Origin of the sequence: Novosphingobium aureum (assembly GCF_015865035.1) — a bacterium.
Taxonomy (GTDB): Bacteria; Pseudomonadota; Alphaproteobacteria; order Sphingomonadales; family Sphingomonadaceae; genus Novosphingobium; species Novosphingobium aureum.
In genome coordinates, this window is sequence record NZ_JADZGI010000001.1 from 521,887 (window position 1) to 538,839 (window position 16,953).

Here is a 16,953-nt window from a genome sequence, read left to right on the forward strand (position 1 = left end):
GGCAGGCCCAGTATGCTCCATGAAAAGCCTAGCAAGACACTACGGAGACATGGGGATGCTGGAACAGGCCATGAGCAAGTTCTCGGGTGAGTCACTCATTCGCGAGAAGTTCGACAATTTCATCGGCGGCAAATGGGTCGCGCCCGTCAAGGGGCAGTACTTTGACAATATCTCGCCGGTCACCGGCCAAGTCGTGTGCCAGATCGCGCGTGGCACGGCGGAGGACATCGAGCTGGCGCTCGACGCCGCGCACGCCGCTAAGGACGCATGGGGCAAGGCCTCCTCGACCGAGCGTTCGAACACGCTGCTGAAGATCGCCGACCGGCTCGAGGCCAACCTCGACAAGCTCGCGCTGGTCGAGACCATCGACAACGGCAAGCCGATCCGCGAGACGACCGCCGCCGACGTGCCGCTGGCGATCGACCACTTCCGCTACTTTGCCGCCTGCGTGCGTGCGCAGGAAGGCTCGATCGGCGAGATCGACCACGATACCGTCGCCTACCACTTCCACGAGCCGCTCGGCGTTGTCGGCCAGATCATTCCCTGGAACTTCCCGATCCTGATGGCCGCCTGGAAGCTCGCGCCCGCGCTTGCCGCCGGCAACTGCGTGGTGCTCAAGCCCGCCGAGCAGACCCCGATGTCGATCCTGGTGCTCGCCGAGATGATTGCCGACCTGCTGCCCGCAGGCGTGCTCAACATCGTCAACGGCTTCGGCGTCGAGGCGGGCAAGCCGCTCGCCACCAACAAGCGCATCGCCAAGATCGCCTTCACTGGCGAGACGACGACCGGCCGCCTGATCATGCAGTACGCGAGCGAGAACCTCATCCCCTGCACGCTCGAACTGGGCGGCAAGAGCCCCAACATCTTCTTTGAGGATGTCATGGCGCAGGATGACGACTTCCTCGACAAGGCGCTCGAAGGCTTCGCCATGTTCGCGCTCAACCAGGGCGAGGTCTGCACTTGCCCGAGCCGCGCGCTGGTGCACGAATCGATCTACGATGCCTTCATGGAAAAGGCGATCAAGCGCGTCGAGGCGATCAAGCTGGGCAGCCCGCTCGATCCCGCGACGATGATCGGCGCGCAGGCCTCGAACGACCAGCTCGAGAAGATCCTCTCGTACATCCAGATCGGCAAGGACGAGGGCGCCAAGGTCCTCACCGGCGGCGAGCGTGCAAGCCACCAGGGCGACATGGCCCAAGGCTACTACGTGCAGCCCACCGTGCTCGAGGGTCACAACAAGATGCGCATCTTCCAGGAGGAGATCTTCGGGCCGGTGCTCTCGGTGACCAAGTTCTCGACCGAGGAAGAAGCGCTCAGCATCGCCAACGACACGCTTTATGGCCTTGGTGCCGGTGTCTGGACCCGCGACGGCACGCGCGCCTACCGCTTCGGCCGCGGCATCCAGGCCGGACGCGTGTGGACCAACTGCTACCACATGTATCCCGCCCACGCGGCCTTCGGCGGCTTCAAGCAGTCGGGCATCGGGCGCGAGAACCACAAGATGATGCTGGACCACTACCAGCAGACCAAGAACCTGCTCGTCAGCTACAGCCCCAAGGCGCTCGGCTTCTTCTGAGGACTTTCGCCATCGAGGCTTGCTGACAGAGCCGACCAAGAGCTCTCTCCCCCGGCGCCGTTTCTCTCGATCCACCAGTCCGGCGGCGCCGGTAATCTCGAAGCGGCAGGTGGCCCCCAGTGGGCTACCTGCCGCCTTTTCCGTTGAGGAGTGCGCCCATGAACAGTGACCTGCCCCCGACCCTCGAAGGCGAGGCACCGCCGCGTATCCTCGCAACCCCGGCGGCAGAAGAGTGGATCGAGCGACTGCGCGAACGCCACGGCAATCTCATGTTTCACCAGTCGGGCGGATGCTGCGACGGCTCGGCGCCGATGTGCTTCGTCGCGGGCGAATTCCGCGTCGGCGGGCAGGATGTGCTGCTCGGCACGCTCATCGGCGAGACCCCGGTGTGGATCGGGGCGGCGCAGTTCGAGTACTGGCGACATACCCAGGTTACCATCGACGTCGTGCCCGGGCGCGGTTCGGGCATGAGCCTCGAGGCCCCCGAAGGCGTGCGTTTCGTGATCCGCAGCCGGGTCTTCACCGATGCCGAGAATGCATTGCTCGAAGCCGCGGGCGAGCCGCTGCGCGGCGATGGCGCAGCGCTCTGACGAGGCCAGGTCCCGCCTCGGGATCGTCCCCATGGCGACTTCCGTCAAAACCCTTGGCTAGCGCCCGCGATAGGCCTAGAACCGGGAGGATAAAAACGTTTGAAACTGTCCGCCAAGAGACAGGCATCACTGGGAGAAGATACGGGTGCACATGCCTCTCGGGAACGACGATCGCCCGCTGGTGAGCTGTTCCTCGCGCGCCGAGGACCCCGCCGACGTGGTGGCCGAACTGGTGGCGGGCATCGGTGAGATCGAACTCGCCGGAGCCTTGCTGTTCTGCTCGCGCCGCTATGCCCGCGACGAACTGGCCCACGCACTGGAAAGCGCGCTGCCCGGAGTGCCGCTGATCGGCTGCACCAGCGCGGGCGAACTGACCGACCGCGGCTACGATGCCGAGAGCGTGCTGCTCGTCGGTTTTCCCGCGCACAGCTTCTCGATGGTCTCGCTGCGCTTCGACGATCTCGACAACTTCGACCCCCAGGAAGCGCAAGGGGCGATCCGGCAGATGGTCGCGGGCGCCCGGCTCGACCACGGCGCGGTTCCGCGCTTGCATCAGGTCGCGCTGTTCCTCGTCGACGGCCTCTCGCATCGCGAGGAACTGCTCACCATGACCGCGCAGCATGCGCTGGGCGATGTCCAGCTGATCGGCGGTTCGAGCGGCGATGGTCTTTCCTTCCGCGAGACCGGCGTGCTGCACGAGGGCGCCTTCCACCGCGACTGCGCGGTGATCGCGGTGCTGACCAGCCGTCGCCCGATGCACGTCTTCTGTGCCAATTACTTCCAGCCGGGCGCAGCGCGCATGGTCATCACCGAGGCCGATCCCGAGACCCGCACCGTCTTCGAGATCAACGCGATGCCCGCAGCCGATGAGTATCGCCGGATGGTCGGCATGCCCGGAGCCGAACTCGATGCACACTTCTTCGCGGCCTATCCGCTGCTGGTGCGCACCGGCGGGCAATACCACGTGCGCTCGGTGCAGAGCGCCAATCCCGACGGTTCGCTGACCTTCTACTGCGCGATCGACAGCGGCGTGGTGCTCTCGATCGGCGAATCGATCGACCGCGTCGCCTGGACCCGCCAGCTGTTCGAAGGCGTGAGCGGCAAGATCGGCGAGATCGACGTGGTGATCGGCTTCGACTGCGTGCTCAACCGGCTCGACGCCGAGGATCGCCAGCTCACCCGCGAACTCTCGAGCATCTACGTCGAGAACCGGGTGCTCGGCTTCAACACCTATGGTGAGCAATTTCTCGCAGCCCACATGAACCAGACCTTCAGTGGTCTGGCGATAGGGCGCAGGGCTGCTTGAGGCGAGGCGCCGGGGACGAGAGATGCTGCAGGACGGGAAGGTCGCGCGAGGCAAGGCACGGGGCGAAGGGGCCGAGGGCTCCGGGGCCGACGCGCCTGCGACCGCGCTGGCCGAGCGCGAGCGGCGCGAGCTCGAGGACCTGCGCGCGCAGGTCAGGCGGCTGGAGAAGATCAACGCCGCGCTGATCGACAGGGTCGAGCGTTCGACCGACATACAGGGCGGCGCCTTCTCGATGTTCGAGACCGCGATCTCGCTCGAGGCCATGGTGCGCGACCGGACCGGCGCGCTCGAGGATGCGCTAGAGAGGCTCAACCGCGCCAATGCCGAACTGGCCAAGGCGCACGGCGATGCGACGGCCGCGCGCGTGCTGCTGCGCGACGCCATCGAGTCGCTGTCCGACGGTTTCGCGCTGTTCGACGACAACGACCGCATGATCCTGTGCAACCGCGCCTTCCTGAAGATCTTCCCGCACTTCGAGACGCTGACCGAACGGGCGCCCGCCTTCTCCGAGATGGCCAGCCGGCTGGCGAGCTCGGGTGCGACACTCGATTCGCGCATCGCGCCCGGGCGCTGGCTCAAGGACCGCGTCGCGCATCATCGCGCTGCGCAGGGCGCGCATGTCCAGGCGCTTGCCGACGGGCGCTGGATTCAGATCAACGAGCTGCGCACCAGCCAGGGTGGCACGGTCGGCATCTATACCGACATCACCACGGTCAAGGCCGAGGACGCACGCCAGCGTGCGCGCGAACTGGCCGAGCGCAACCTCGCGCTGCAGGCGACGCTCGACACCTTGTCTGAGGGCGTATGCCTTTTCGATGCCACGGGGCGGCTCCAGGCGTGGAACGAGGGCGTGCTGCGCATCCTCGGGCTGGCCGACAATTCGGGCAGCTTCAGCATCGACCATCACGAGGCGCTCGCGCGCTGGTGCATCGAGGAGCGCGGGCTCGACCGTGCCGAGGCGCTCGAATGGCGCGGCGAGGACGAGGCGCGCGCGGCGGGCCAGCTCGCCACCGAATGCATGATGGCCGAGCGCCATCTGGTCGTGCGTTCGGTCCCGCTCAAGAACGGGGGCATGGTCTTTACCTTCGACGACGTCACCGACCACGTGCGCTTCCAGCGCTCGCTGACCGAGACCGCCGAGACGCTTGAGCGCCGCGTCGCCGAGCGCACCGCCGAGCTGGTCGAGGTCAACCGCCAGCTGGTCGAGGCCAAGAACGAGGCCGAGACCGCCAACCGCTCGAAGACCAGCTTTATCGCAGGCGCCAGCCACGACCTGTTGCAGCCGCTCAATGCTGCGCGCCTGTTCGTTTCGGCCATGGACGGCCACGTGCTTCCCGAAAGGCCGCGCAGCCTGATCCAGCAGGCCTCGACCGCGCTCGATTCGGTCGAGGACCTGCTCGAGGCCTTGTTCGAGATCTCGCGTCTCGATGCGGGTGCGATCCAGCCCGAGGTCGAACCGGTCGCACTCGAACAGATCCTCCATGCCCTGCGCATCGAGTTCGCTCCGCTCGCGAGCGCTGGCGGGCTGGAATTCGACATTGCCGAGACGGGCCTGTGGGTACGCTCCGACCCGCGCCTCCTGCGCCGCGTACTGCAGAACTTCGTCTCAAACGCGATCCGCTACACCGAGGCGGGCAGCGTGCGCGTCGAACTCGAAGCGAAAGGCGATGAGCACGGCGGAGAGAACGGCGGGCAGGTGTGCATCACCGTGCGCGATACAGGCCCCGGTATCGCCGAGGCGGATCGCGAGGAGATTTTCGAGGAGTTTCGCCGAGTCGGCAAGACGCAGAAGATCCCTGGCAAGGGGCTGGGGCTTGCCATCGTGCGCCGGGTGACGGCGATGCTCGGCCACGAGATCGCGCTCGACAGCGTGCCGGGCGAGGGCTCTGCCTTCACCATCTGCCTGCCGCGCGTGGCGCCGGTCGAGACCGTTCCCGAACCCGGCCCCGTGGCGATCGGCGATCATCGCCCGAGCGGCGGTCTGGTGCTCGTCGTCGACAACGATCCAGCGATCCTCTCGGGGATGGAGGCGCTGCTCGAGAACTGGGGGCTCGACGTCGTGATCGCCCGCGACCCGTCCGATCCGGCAGCGCTGGAGGCGCTCGAGCAGGGCCCCGCGATGCTGATCGTCGACTATCATCTCGACGAGGGCCTGACCGGTGACGCGGCGGTGGCAAGGCTGCGCGCAGTGGCCGGCAGCAAGGTCCCCGCGCTGGTGATCACCGCCGACCGCACCGAGGAGGTCAAGGAACTGATGGCGGGTCTGGGCCTGCCGGTCCTCAACAAGCCGGTAAAGCCCGCGCGCCTGCGCGCGCTGCTGCGTCAGCTCGAAGTGCTCTGAGCAACGCTCAGGCGAGTTCGGCGAAGCGCGCGCGCCAGTGTGCGGGCAAGGCGACCGGGCGGTGGCTTTCGCGATCGACGTAGACGTGGGTGTAGTGCGCCTCGGCGGCGGCCTGCTCCTCGCCCGCGACGAACAGGCCGAGGTGATAGGTCACGCTCGAATTACCGAGCCGGGCGACAGCGAGGCCTACCTCGAGTTCCTGCGGATAGCGCACCGCGGCGGCGTAGCGGCAGCCGGTCTCGGCGACGAGGCCGATCGGCGCGTCCGCATCGGTGCTGTCGAGATCGAGCAGTCCCGCCTCGATCAGCCACGAGTTCACCGCGGTGTCGAACCAGGCGTAGTAGACGACATTGTTGGCATGGCCGTAGATGTCGTTGTCGTGCCAGCGCGTGGCGACGGGGACGAAGGCGCGGTAGGCCTCGCGCGGGCGCAGGGGAGAGCGGCTCATGACCCTCGACCTAGCGGCCACGGCCCCGCGCGCAAGCCTTGGGTGCAGGCGTGGTCGGCTGGCGGCAGGGCTCAGCCCCGGAAGCCGACCTTACCTGCCATGATCACCGCCTGCGTGCGCGAGAAGACGTTCATCTTTTGCAGGATCGCCGAGACGTGCGCCTTGACCGTGGTCATCGAGACGTCGAGCTCATAGGCGATCTGCTTGTTGAGCCGGCCTGCGACGAGATGGCCGAGCACCACGCGCTGTTGCGGGGTGAGGCTCTCGATGCGCGCGCGGATCATCTCCTCCTCGGCGGCGACGGTCTCGTCGCATTCGAGCTCGGGCATGTAGATCTCGCCCGAGATGACGAGTTCGAGCGCCTCGACGATGGCCGCGCGCTTGAGCGACTTGGGCACGAACCCGGCCGCGCCCGCGGCGAGCGCATCGCGCACCACGTTGCGGTCGGTCACGCCCGAGACCATCACCACCGGGGTCGCCGGAAAGCGGTCGCGCAGGGATTCGAGGCCCGAGAGGTGCGAGACGTCGGGGATGTTGAGGTCGAGCAGGACGAGGTCGACGTCGCCGTTCTCGTCGAGCGTGCGCAGTGCGGCTTCGAGACTGTCGGCCTCGAGGATCTCGCAGGTCGGAAAGGCGTCGTCGAAAATCGAGCGCAACCCGTCGCGCACCAGCGAGTGATCGTCGACGATCAGCACGCGATCGGGCAGGACGCGGTCGGTATTGGCGGTCTCACCCATGTTGTTTTCCGTCATGGCGGTTGCGAACATCACGGTCTTTATCCCGGGGAAGGGTGGTGCGCCAGTCTCGCGGGGAAACGTGCGAGGCCAGCGCACCGGTTGGACTACTGCTTGGGCAGCTTGAACACCCAGAGCATGCCGCCCTGGCTGATCTCCTTGAAGGTCTTGGCGACTTCACCGCCCCACAAGGGCACCGCGCCGCCCCAGCCGGACATCACCGCGACGTACTGTTCGCCGTCCTGCTCCCAGGTGATCGGCGAGCCCACGACGCCCGAGCCGGTCTGGAACTTCCACAGCTCCTCGCCGGTCTTGGCATTGAAGGCCTTGAGATAGCCCTCGGGAGTGCCGGTGAAGACGAGGTTGCCGTGGGTGGTGAGCACGCCGCCCCAAAGCGGAGCCGCATTCTTGTATTCCCACACGATCTTGCCGGTCACAGGGTCCATCGCGCGAAGTGCACCGATGTGGTCCTCGGCGATGGGCTTGATGGTGAAGCCTGCACCCAGGTAGGCGGCGCCCTTCTTGTAGGCGATGGGCTCGTTCCAGATGTCCATGCCCCAGTCGTTCGAGGGGACGTAGAACAGCCCGGTGTCCTGCGAATAGGCCATAGGCATCCAGTTCTTGCCGCCCAGGAACGAGGGGCTGGAGAACACGACCTTGCCCTTTTCCGACCCGCTCGGCGCGCCCGGGCGCCCGTCGGCGGTGTAGTTGGGGCGCCCCGTCTTGAGGTTGATGCCGTCGGCCCAGGTGGTCTGCATGACGAACTTGTGCGCGCCCAGCAGCTTGCCGTTGGTGCGGTCGAGCAGGTAGAGATAGCCGTTGCGGTCGGCCTTGGCGCCCAGCTTCATCGCCTTGCCGTTGACCTTGCCGTCGAACGGGATGAACTCGTTGACGCCGTCGAAGTCCCAGCCGTCGTGCGGCGTGGTCTGGTAGTGCCACTTGATCACGCCGGTGTCGGCATCGATCGCCAGCGTCGAGGAGGTATAAAGGTTGTCGCCCGGGCGCAGGTGGCTGTTCCAGGGGGCCGGGTTGCCGGTGCCGAAGTAGAGCAGGTTGGTGCCCGGATCGTAGGTGCCGCCAAGCCAGGTCGCCCCGCCGCCGGTCTTCCACAGGTCGCCCTGCCAGGTGGCGTTGAGCTTGCCGGTCATGCCGTTGGGCTGGCCGTTGAGAGTGCCGACGTGGCCCTCGATGACCGGGCGCTCCCAGATCAGCTCGCCGGTGTCGACGTTGCGTGCCTGCACCGCGCCAACCACGCCGAACTCGCCACCCGAGTTGCCCGTGATGACCATGTCCTTGACGATGATCGGGGCGGCGGTGGCCGAGTAGCCGGCCTGGTAATCGGCGGTCTTCTTGTTCCAAACGACTTTGCCGGTCTCGCGGTTGAGCGCAATCAGGTGCGCATCGAGCGTCGCGAAGATCACCTTGTCGCCGTGGATCGCCGCACCGCGGTTGACCACGTCGCAGCACGGCATGATGCCGTCGGGCAGGCGGGCGTTGTATTCCCACTTCTTCTCGCCGGTGCGCGCATCGAAGGCGAAGAGGCGCGAATAGGAGCCGGTCACGTAGATCGTGCCGTCGTAGACCAGCGGCTGGGCTTCCTGCCCGCGCTGCTTCTCGCCGCCGAGCGAGGCACCGAAGACCGGGACCAGCTTGGTGACGTTGTCGGCATTGAGCTTGTCGAGCGGCGAGAAACGCTGCTGCCAGGGCCCCATGCCGTAGCTCAGGACGTCACCGGGCGTGGTGGCGTCGGCCATGAGGTCCGCGCTGGTCGGCCCCGCGGGTGCCTGCGCCGCCAGGGGCGCCGCGACCATGGCGCTGGCCGCTGCCAGACCCGCGATGAAATGAGAAAATCGCCGCTTCATCCTATCCCTCCTTGTTCAGGGTATCGCGCCGGGCCTGTTATCGTCGGGATATTGCCCCCGCTTCTCCCGGTCGTCGTGGAGCAGCCTAGACCTCGCGGGAGGGCAAACAATTGCACCTTGGGAGGAGGTTGGCCTTAGGCAGAGGAGGTTGAGTCTAAGGCAGAGGCACTCGATTGCGTCGCCTCGGCTGCAATCGCGAAGAGCAGGGGATCGCCAATCCGGCGAAAGCGCCTGCGGGTTCGGGGGACGCCGGTCGCAGTCGGCATCCCCGTCCCCCCGTTCACGCTGTCGGCTGGCTCGCCAGTGCGGGCTGCCAGGCGACACCGTGCCTAGCGAAGAGCGCTGTCATGCGCCCGTCGTGCATCATCGCGTCCATCTCTTCCTCGAGCGCGAAGCCGAGCGAGCGCGAGTTTTCCTTGACCGCGATACCGATGTCCCAGCCGGGCGAGAGCATCATCGGCAGCGGGCCGTGGCGCTTGCGGATGCCCGAGGTGGGGGCATCGGCCATGGCCGCCTCGATCTGCGCGCGGCTCGCGACCGCGAACTCGGCCTCGCCCGTGCCGAGCGCGGCGATCGCATCGTAGCCGGTGCGCTTGTGGACCACGTCCTTTGCAAGCACGCCGCCGGCATGGCCGAGCAGGTAGAAATCGGGGATCGAATCGAGCTCGGCGGCGACGGCATGGCCCTTGAACTGGGCGGGGACCACCTCGCAGTTGCCCGCATCGGGCGAACAGGCCGCGCCGAAGCTTTCGCGATAGTAGGGCGCGAGAAAGACGACGTTGTCCTCCTGCTGCATCAGGGCGCGGTCGAAGGGCACGTGCAGCATGACGTCGCAGGGCTGGAAGCCGAGCAGGCCGCCGCGCCACACCACGTTGCGCAAGTCATCGGAGAGCTCCTCGTCGGCGATGAACAGCGCGATGTCGGCGCGCACGCCGAGCGCTTGTGCGAGCGCGCGGGCAAGATCGGCGTCGATGCCGACGGGCTTGCCGTCCTGCTCCCACGACCAGGGGCGGTTGTCGGTGTAGAGGCCGACTCGCAGCACGCCGGTCTCGCGGACCTTGTCGAGCGGGGCGGCCAAAAGCGGCGAGGGCCGCAGGGCGGCTGGCACGGCCAGCGCTCCTGCGGCGGCGAAGAGACCCTTGAGGAGGGTCCTGCGACTACCCTCCATCGGCCTTACTCGTCGGTGTACTTGGTTTCGAGCCAGGCGCGGATGGCCCAGCCGGCCTTCTGCCCGAGCACGTCGCCGAAGGGCGGCATGTAGACCTTGCCGTCGTGGCTCGAGCCGTGGCGGAAGCGCTCGACGAACCATTCGTCGCCCGACGCACCCGGCTCGAGATAGCGCAGGTCCGGCGCAATGCCGCCCGAGATCGCCTGGAGGCCGTGGCAGCGCGCACAGTTCTGGCCGTAGGCGCTTTCGCCGATCTCGATGGCCTTTGCGTTGCCGGTGTACGGATTCTCGCTCAGCCAGTTGTCGTTGCCGCCCTCGATATCGGGCAGGGCCGAGGTGTCGACCGCCTGGGGGGTCACGTCGCCATGCGCCGAGAGGTTCGAGGCGATCGAGAGCGAAGTCAGGGCAGCCGCCGCGAAAAGGGCGCCGCGGCCGATGGAAATGGTCATGGTTTCAGTCATCCTCTGCGACCTCGGGGCGAATTGGATTTCCCCGAATGTTGTCGACAGGGATAGGGCAGCGCACTGCCCCCGCCCAATTGGACAATGGTACAAGGGACCTTCGCGGCACCAGACCAAGGTGCAATTCCCCTCGCTCGCGTGGGGCTTAGGATGGTCCAATGGACAATTGCCCCAGGCGCATGCTGGCCGGTCTCCTCGTGGCGACGGCCCTTTCGTTTCATGCTGCACCGCTCGCGGCGCAGCAAAGCGAGCCGCAGCAAGACCTCTCGCGGCTTGCAGGCCCGCTCGCCTACGTGAGCAACGAGCGCGCTTCGAGCGTGACCGTGCTCGATCTCGCGACGCTGCAGGTCGTGGCCGAGTGGCCGGTCGGACAGCGACCACGCGGCATCGTGCTGACGCGCGACGGTAAGTACCTGCTGGTCTGTGCGAGCCTCGACAACACGGTTGAGGTGCGCGACCCGAAGACCGGCGCGCTGGTCCGCCGACTTCCCTCCGGGGCCGATCCGGAGCAATTCTTCACGAGCTACGACGGCAAGACGCTTTTCGTCGCCAACGAAGACAACGCGGCGGCGACCGCGGTGGACCTCGTCGCGGGCAAGGTCGCCTGGCAGGTCGCGGTCGGCGAGGAGCCGGAGGGCATTGCACAAAGCCCTGACGGAAAGTGGCTGCTGGTCACCAGCGAGGAGGACAACACCGTCGCCTGGGTCGATACCGCGAGCCATGCGGTCATCGAGGAAATGGAGACCGACGCGCGCCCGCGCCACGTCGAGTTCACGCCCGACGGCAGGCAGGTCTGGGTTGCCGCGGAGATGGCCGGCACGGTGCACATGGTCGACGTCGCCAGTCGCAAGGTGGCGCGCACGCTGCACTTCGCACCGCCGGGCGTGCCGGCCTACAAGGTCATGCCTTGCGGGATCCGCTTCACCCCCGACGGTCGCACCGCGGTGGTCGCGCTGGGGCGTGCGAACAGCCTCGCCGTGGTCGACGTCGCCAGCGCTACGGTGCGCGGCTATGTCGCGGTGGGCGAGCGGCCCTGGCACCTCGCGATCCTGCCCGAGGGCGAGCGTGCGCTCGTCGCCAACGGGGCCAGTGACACGCTGTCGCTGGTCGATATTGCAAAGCTCGAGGTGGTCGCCACGATCCCTGCGGGAAAAGGTCCCTGGGGGGTCGCGCTCGCACCGTGAATGCTGCGCAGCATTCTTGGAGTGTGAGCGCGCGAATCCGGCGAATTGCCTAGTCCCAAAGTACAAGGACCCAAAGTCCAATTTCGCGGCCACCGGCGCCGCCGCATGCTTCCCCACAGTCGCAGGAATAGACGACACCAATAACCTCGAAGGGGGAAGGATGATGATCTCAAGGATCATGCTGCGCGGCACTGTCGCGCTGGGGGCACTCGCCATGACTGCTGCGCCGGCATTCGCCGGTACCGGCGAGACCCTGCTCAAGCGTCTTCATGAAAAGGGCATTCTGACAGACGAGGAATACAACGAGCTGCTTGCCGAAGAGCAGGCCGAGGCGCCTGCTGTGGCCAGTGCACCCGCAGCCAGCGGTGCTCCGGCGCCCGCCACCTTCGATCCCGATCGCATGGTGCGCATGACCGACAGTGGCATCGGCTTCGAGGTCGGCCCCGCGACGATCAAGTTCGGCGGCTCGGTCAACGGTTTCTACGTCCACGACAGCCCTGACACGCCCTCGGCGACGACCTCGGTGGTCGGCGGCATCGCCAGCGTGGGGACGCGCAATTCGAGCGCGGTGCGCAACGGCCTGCTGCCTGGCTATCTCACGGTCTCGGTCTCGACCCAGCAGCAGGGCTGGGACATCGGAGCGTTCTTCGGGCTCTATCCCGGCATCAACTCGGCGGCCTGGGGGGCGCTGGGTGCGAACAACGGTGGCCAGCCCACCGCGCTGGCGACCGCGGGCATCGATGCCCGCCAGACCTACATGACCTTCGGCAAGCCCAAGTTCGGCACGGTCAAGATCGGCCGCGACATCGGCCTGTTCGGCTCGGATGCGATCCTCAACGACATCACGCTGCTGTCCTCGGGTACGCCGGGCAACAACGTCGCGCCCAGCAACACGACGCTGGGCCGGATCGGTGTGGGCTACATCTACACCGACTTCCAGCCGCAGATCACCTATACCTCGCCCAAGCTCGGTGGCTTCCAGGCCAGTGCGGGCGTGTTCCAGCCGCTCGATTCGCTCACCGGCCCCGCGCAGGACAACGCCTCGCCCGGGTTCCAGGGCAAGGTCACGTACGATGCCACGATGGGCGGCGTGGCCGGGCATTTGTGGGTCTCGGGCATCACCCAGAGCCACGATATCCTCGGCGGCGGCGACTATACCGGCAAGGGCATCGACTTTGGCGGCAAGGTCACCGCAGGTCCGCTCGCGGTGACCGGCTACTACTATACCGCCAAGGGCCTCGGCACGACGGTGCTTGGCCTGTTCGATACCGACATCAACGGCAACCCGCGCTCGAGCGACGGTTTCTATGTCCAGGGCCTCGCGACCTTCGGCAAGTTCGCGGTGGGCGGTTCCTATGGCGAGAGCTCGCTCGACTACGCCAATGCCGCCGATGCCGCGGCCAACCCGGACCTGCTCAAGACCAATTCCAGCTACGTCGGACAGGTGCGCTACAACATGACCAGCTGGGTCACGCTGATCGGCGAATACATCCACTCCAAGTCGCGCGCCCACTCGGGCAACCAGGCTTCGAGCGATGCGCTCGCGCTCGGCGGAATCCTGTTCTTCTGACGTAGCCTTCACACTTCCCCTACCCCGGGGCGGGCGCGAGGAGCATACTCGCGCCCGCCCCGGGACCCGGGTGGCCGGTGCACTTGCGGCGGCCGCCAGACACAAAGGTCGCAGCCCATGAACTCCCTGCATGCCGGGCACGCCCCGGCAGGGTCGGTGGTCGCCCTCGGCGCGCTCGCCATGGCCCTTTCGCTCTCCATGACAGCACGGCCTGCCTGGGCCGACGAGGATGCCGCCGACGCCGAGTTCGGCCCTGCCGACGGCGTGATCGTCGTCACCGGCGGCGGTCTTGAGCAGACACCGGCAGCGCCAGTCTACTCGACCCGCGAGATCACGCGCGAGGCAATGGTCTCCGCGCCCTCAGGGCGTATCGAAGACGTGCTCTCGTCGATTGCGGGCTTCCAGCAGTACCGGCGCTCGGACAGCCGCTCATCCAACCCTTCGGCACAGGGCGTGACCCTGCGCGCACTAGGCGGCAATGCCACCAGCCGCGCGCTGGTGGTGCTCGACGGCGTGCCGATGGTCGATCCCTTCTTCGGCTATGTCCCGCTCTCAGCGCTCTCGCCCGACACTTTGCGCGCGGCGCGGGTGACGCGCGGCGGCGGCTCGGGCCCGTTCGGCGCGGGCGCGCTCTCGGGCACGATCGAGCTGGAGAGCGCCGATGCCGAGACGCTCGGCCTCGTCTCTGCCAGCCTGCTAGCCAACCAGCGCGGCGAGACCGAGGTGAGCGCGGCCATTGCGCCGCGCCTAGCCGGTGGCTTCGCAGTGCTCTCGGGGCGCTGGGACCGGGGCAAGGGGTTCTGGACCACGCCCGAGGACCAGCGCGCCCCGGCAAGCGTGCGCGCGGCTTACGAATCGTGGTCGCTGGGCCTGCGCAGCGTCACCCCGCTCTCCCCCGACGTCGAATTGCAGACGCGTGTGCTTGCCTATCGCGATGATCGCACCTTGCGCTTCGAGGGGGCGGACAGTGCCATCGAGGGGCAGGATGCCTCGATCCGTCTCGTCGGGCGCGGTCGCTGGCAATTCGATGCGCTGGCCTATTTGCAGGCGCGCGATTTCAGCAACGTCGTCGTCTCCTCGACCCGCTACGTGCCGGTGCTCGACCAGTATGCGACGCCCGCGACCGGGATCGGCGGCAAGTTCGAACTGCGTCCGCCGCTCGGCGATGCGCACGTGCTGCGCATGGGTGCCGACTGGCGGCGTTCCTCGGGCACGATGAAGGAGACCGCGCTGAGCGCGATGAGCGGGGCGGTCACCGCACGGCGCCGTGCGGGCGGCGACAACTCCGACCTCGGCCTGTTCATCGAGGACGACTGGCTGCTCGGCGCGCTGACCCTGACCGGCGGCCTGCGCGCGGACCGCTCGGTGATCGCCAATGGCTTCTACGAGGTGCGTTCGGCCGACGGCACGCTTACCGAGCGCAGCGACTACGCGGATCGTTCGGACTGGAGCCTGTCATGGCGCGGCGGCGCGCGGCTGGCGCTTGGCTCGGGAATAGCGCTGCGCGGTGCGGCCTATTCGGGGCTGCGACTGCCCACGCTCAACGAACTCTACCGGCCCTTCACCGTGTTCCCGGTGACCACGCTCGCCAATGCGCAGCTGCGCAACGAGCGCCTGAAGGGCTTCGAGGCCGGTCTGGAGCTGGTCCCGCTCGAAGGCGTGCAGCTGACCGCGACCGCCTTCGACAACCGTATCGAGAATGCCATCGCCAATGTCACCATAGCGACCAACCTGCGCCAGCGGCGCAATGTCGAAGAGATCCGTGCACGTGGCCTCGAACTGGGCGCGCACGCCGCGCGTGGCCCTCTCCGCCTCGACGGATCGCTCGCCTGGACCGATGCCGAAGTGCGTGACGGGGCGGCCTCTGCGCTTACCGGCATGCGCCCGGCGCAGACCCCTCGGCTCGCGGCCTCGCTGACGTTGGGACTGGTGCCCGCCGAAGGCTGGAACCTTTCTGCCACGCTGCGCCATGCGGGCGCGCAGTACGAGGACGATCTCCAGACGGACGTCGTGCCCGCCGCGACCACGCTCGACCTCTTCGCGCGCATCCCGCTCGTCGCCCGCGCCAGTCTCGTGCTGCGCTGCGAGAACCTGTTTGACGAAACGATCGTGACCCGCAATCAAGGAGGCTCGATCGACCTCGCGCAGCCGCGCACCGTCTGGGCGGGGCTGCGCTGGGGGATCTGAGACTTGGCGGGGGCACGGTAATGGCACGAGGGTTGAGCGAGGAACGGTACAACGCGGGCGCACGGGCGCTGCACTGGGCGATCGCCGTCCTGATCCTCGTGAACATCGCGCTGGGCCTGCTGCACGAACCGCTAGACGGCGTGGTCTCGCTGATGCCGGTGCACAAGGCGATCGGCATGAGCGTGCTCGCGCTCTCGGTGCTGCGCCTCGTCTGGCGCATGACCTGGACCGCGCCGCCTTATCCCGAGACGATGAGCGGGCTCGAAGTGCTCATGGCAAAGCTGGTCCATGTCGCGCTCTACCTGTTCATGCTGGCCATGCCGCTGACCGGCTGGATCATGGCTTCCTCGGGCAAGTACCCGCTGACCTGGTTCGGCCTGTTCGACCTGCCCAAGCTTTCCGTCACCAAGGGCAGCGCGCTCGTGGAACTGAGCGACGGGTTTCATTCGATCGGCGGGTGGCTCTTGCTGGCACTCGCGCTCGGCCATGCGGCTGCGGCGCTGCGCCATCACTTCGTGCTGCGCGATGGCGTGCTGCGTCGGATGCTGTGACGCCCGGATAGACCGCGCGGTCAAATTCGGCAGTTACCCGAGCGACAGACTTGGAGTGGTTAGCGGACATCACGTACGAGCGTGATTTGCGGTAGAAACGAAAGGCCTAGCGCAGCCTTGCCCAGACCACCCCGCGCGCCGTGAACCAGCGATAGCGAGTGCGGTCAGCGAGCGCCTCTTTTCTTACCCACGCATCTGCTTTGTTGGTCAGCATTTTCCGGGACAGGATTGCCAGCGCGAGAACCAGCAAGCCCCACCAGAAGCCGACAAAGATCATCACCGGGATAAAAGCGATCAGGCCGACGAAAAAGGTGAGCGGAAGGACGGTTGTCCAAATGCTCCGCGAAAGCTGGTAGCTCTGCACAGCAAGGCCGCGATCAACAAAAACTTCTAGATTCCCTGCATCCCACCGCTTCACGAAATCCTGATAGGCCAATCGTTGCTCAATCCCATCGGGATCGCGCGGCGCGGGTGCGAGGAAGCCCTTGAGCCGCGTGGCAACATTGTCGTCGGTCATCTCTGAAATCGCATCGCGAGCGCCAAAGGTTTCGATCTCACTCCAATCGTACTCCGTCCGCCGGACGGCTCTGTCAAACGGATCGAATGCTTCTTCAAGCCTCAGCCAAAGGCGCGACCCCGCCAGCATATTGATTATCCAGTCACGATCCGCCGGTGCGCCTGACGGAAATTCTTTGATGACCGATTTGCGTTCAAGGAGCGTGCCGAGCGAAACGATTATAGTCCACAAACCATTCGGTTGAGCGTGGTTTAGGTCATGTTGCATTACGAAAGCGTGGAAATCGCCTTCAGGCTCAAACATGAGTTGGATCAACTCATTCTGTTCGTCCCGCGAAAGATCGTTCATCGACCGCGATCCGCGATGTTCGTCATACTCAGAGACGTAGCTGGTGAATGTTCGCACGCCGCGCTCCCTTCGGAGGTAGCGTAACCATTTCAAGGTTTAATTGCCAAGGG

14 protein-coding genes are annotated in these 16,953 nt (G+C 66.6%); 8 read left to right on the forward strand and 6 right to left on the reverse strand.

What is annotated here, in order from left to right; all coding sequences use genetic code 11:
- Positions 1-55 precede the first annotated feature (55 nt).
- The 4 genes from adh (at position 56) to I5E68_RS02550 (ending at position 5,813) form a co-directional block, all read left to right on the forward strand.
- Entirely contained in the window at positions 56-1,576 is a 1,521-nt protein-coding gene (gene adh / locus I5E68_RS02535) for an aldehyde dehydrogenase (protein WP_197160465.1), read from the forward strand.
- Positions 1,577-1,734: 158 nt separating this feature from the next.
- Positions 1,735-2,166 carry a DUF779 domain-containing protein gene (locus I5E68_RS02540; RefSeq protein WP_197160467.1) on the forward strand — a complete coding sequence of 144 codons (432 nt, stop codon included), beginning with the start codon at positions 1,735-1,737 and terminating at the stop codon, positions 2,164-2,166.
- 151 nt (positions 2,167-2,317) lie between these two features.
- The gene (locus tag I5E68_RS02545) at positions 2,318-3,472 is read left to right on the forward strand and encodes an FIST N-terminal domain-containing protein (protein WP_197160469.1); all 1,155 of its coding nucleotides are present in this window, start codon (positions 2,318-2,320) and stop codon (positions 3,470-3,472) included.
- A 22-nt stretch (positions 3,473-3,494) separates the two neighbouring features.
- On the forward strand, positions 3,495-5,813 hold the full coding sequence (locus tag I5E68_RS02550) for a PAS-domain containing protein (protein ID WP_197160477.1): 2,319 nt from the start codon (positions 3,495-3,497) through the stop codon (positions 5,811-5,813).
- 7 nt (positions 5,814-5,820) lie between these two features.
- On the opposite strand, the gene I5E68_RS02555 is transcribed toward I5E68_RS02550, so the two are convergent.
- The 5 genes from I5E68_RS02555 to pedF all read right to left on the reverse strand — a co-directional run bounded on the left by I5E68_RS02555 (position 5,821) and on the right by pedF (position 10,474).
- Positions 5,821-6,261 carry an acyl-CoA thioesterase gene (locus I5E68_RS02555; RefSeq protein WP_197160479.1) on the reverse strand — a complete coding sequence of 147 codons (441 nt, stop codon included), beginning with the start codon at positions 6,259-6,261 and terminating at the stop codon, positions 5,821-5,823.
- Between the two features lie 71 nt (positions 6,262-6,332).
- The gene (locus I5E68_RS02560) at positions 6,333-7,013 is read right to left on the reverse strand and encodes a response regulator transcription factor (protein ID WP_370463751.1); all 681 of its coding nucleotides are present in this window, start codon (positions 7,011-7,013) and stop codon (positions 6,333-6,335) included.
- An 89-nt stretch (positions 7,014-7,102) separates the two neighbouring features.
- A complete protein-coding gene (locus tag I5E68_RS02565) occupies positions 7,103-8,857 on the reverse strand; it encodes a methanol/ethanol family PQQ-dependent dehydrogenase (RefSeq protein WP_197160483.1) in 1,755 nt (584 codons plus the stop codon).
- A 280-nt stretch (positions 8,858-9,137) separates the two neighbouring features.
- Positions 9,138-10,025, reverse strand: a complete 888-nt coding sequence (locus I5E68_RS02570; RefSeq protein WP_197160485.1) for a substrate-binding periplasmic protein — start codon at positions 10,023-10,025, stop codon at positions 9,138-9,140.
- Positions 10,026-10,030: 5 nt separating this feature from the next.
- Positions 10,031-10,474 carry a cytochrome c-550 PedF gene (pedF, locus tag I5E68_RS02575; protein WP_197160494.1) on the reverse strand — a complete coding sequence of 148 codons (444 nt, stop codon included), beginning with the start codon at positions 10,472-10,474 and terminating at the stop codon, positions 10,031-10,033.
- A gap of 170 nt (positions 10,475-10,644) precedes the next feature.
- Here pedF and I5E68_RS02580 point away from each other — a divergent pair, with 170 nt between their 5' ends.
- The 4 genes from I5E68_RS02580 to I5E68_RS02595 all read left to right on the forward strand — a co-directional run bounded on the left by I5E68_RS02580 (position 10,645) and on the right by I5E68_RS02595 (position 15,978).
- Positions 10,645-11,670: a PQQ-dependent catabolism-associated beta-propeller protein gene (locus I5E68_RS02580; protein ID WP_228726776.1), complete on the forward strand. Its 1,026-nt coding sequence runs from the start codon at positions 10,645-10,647 to the stop codon at positions 11,668-11,670.
- 163 nt (positions 11,671-11,833) lie between these two features.
- Positions 11,834-13,240 carry a porin gene (locus tag I5E68_RS02585; RefSeq protein WP_197164452.1) on the forward strand — a complete coding sequence of 469 codons (1,407 nt, stop codon included), beginning with the start codon at positions 11,834-11,836 and terminating at the stop codon, positions 13,238-13,240.
- A gap of 117 nt (positions 13,241-13,357) precedes the next feature.
- On the forward strand, positions 13,358-15,427 hold the full coding sequence (locus tag I5E68_RS02590) for a TonB-dependent receptor (protein WP_370463718.1): 2,070 nt from the start codon (positions 13,358-13,360) through the stop codon (positions 15,425-15,427).
- 20 nt (positions 15,428-15,447) lie between these two features.
- Positions 15,448-15,978 (forward strand): cytochrome b, encoded by a 531-nt coding sequence (locus I5E68_RS02595; RefSeq protein WP_197160496.1) that lies wholly within the window; start codon positions 15,448-15,450, stop codon positions 15,976-15,978.
- Between the two features lie 106 nt (positions 15,979-16,084).
- Here I5E68_RS02595 and I5E68_RS02600 read toward each other — a convergent pair whose 3' ends face one another.
- Positions 16,085-16,843 carry a hypothetical protein gene (locus I5E68_RS02600; protein WP_197160498.1) on the reverse strand — a complete coding sequence of 253 codons (759 nt, stop codon included), beginning with the start codon at positions 16,841-16,843 and terminating at the stop codon, positions 16,085-16,087.
- Positions 16,844-16,953: the final 110 nt, after the last annotated feature.